Annotated in this window: 1 protein-coding gene; it reads left to right on the forward strand. The window is 67.9% G+C overall.

From position 1 onward, the window contains the following. On the forward strand, positions 1-686 hold a 686-nt coding region (locus ABD357_RS29940), incomplete at both ends, for a GMC family oxidoreductase N-terminal domain-containing protein (protein WP_344394143.1).

Below are 686 nucleotides of genomic sequence, written 5' to 3' on the forward strand. Positions count from 1 at the left end.
GCGCCCACGGACGACGTCAACGGCTACCGGCAGGAAGGCTTCGCCAAGTTCGACCGCAACGTCCACCGCGGACGTCGCCTGTCGGCCTCGAAGGCGTACCTCAAGCCCGCGATGAAAAGGCCCAACCTCACGGTCACCACCCGCGCCCTGGTCACCCGCGTCCTCTTCGAGGGCAAGCGCGCCGTCGGCGTCGAGTACCGGCGCGGCCGGGGCGCGCTCCAGCAGGTCCGCGCCAAGGAAGTCATCCTGTGCGGCGGCGCCATCAACTCCCCGCAGCTGCTGCAGCTTTCCGGCGTCGGCAACGCCGGGGAGCTGTCGGCCCTCGGCATCGACGTCGTGCACGACCTCCCGGGCGTCGGCGAAAACATGCAGGACCACCTGGAGGTCTACATCCAGTACGCCTGCAAGCAGCCGGTGTCCATGCAGCCGTACATGGCGAAGTGGCGCGCCCCCTTCATCGGACTGCAGTGGCTCTTCCGCAAGGGCCCGGCCGCCACCAACCACTTCGAGGCCGGCGGCTTCGCCCGCAGCAACGAGGACGTGGACTACCCCAACCTGATGTTCCATTTCCTGCCCGTCGCGGTCCGCTACGACGGCTCATCCCCCACAGGCGGTCACGGCTACCAGGTGCACGTGGGCCCCATGTACTCCGACGCCATCGGCTCAGTGAAGATCAAGAGCAAGGA

The sequence above is a fragment of the Streptomyces vastus genome, assembly GCF_039532825.1.
Lineage (GTDB): Bacteria > Actinomycetota > Actinomycetes > Streptomycetales > Streptomycetaceae > Streptomyces > Streptomyces vastus.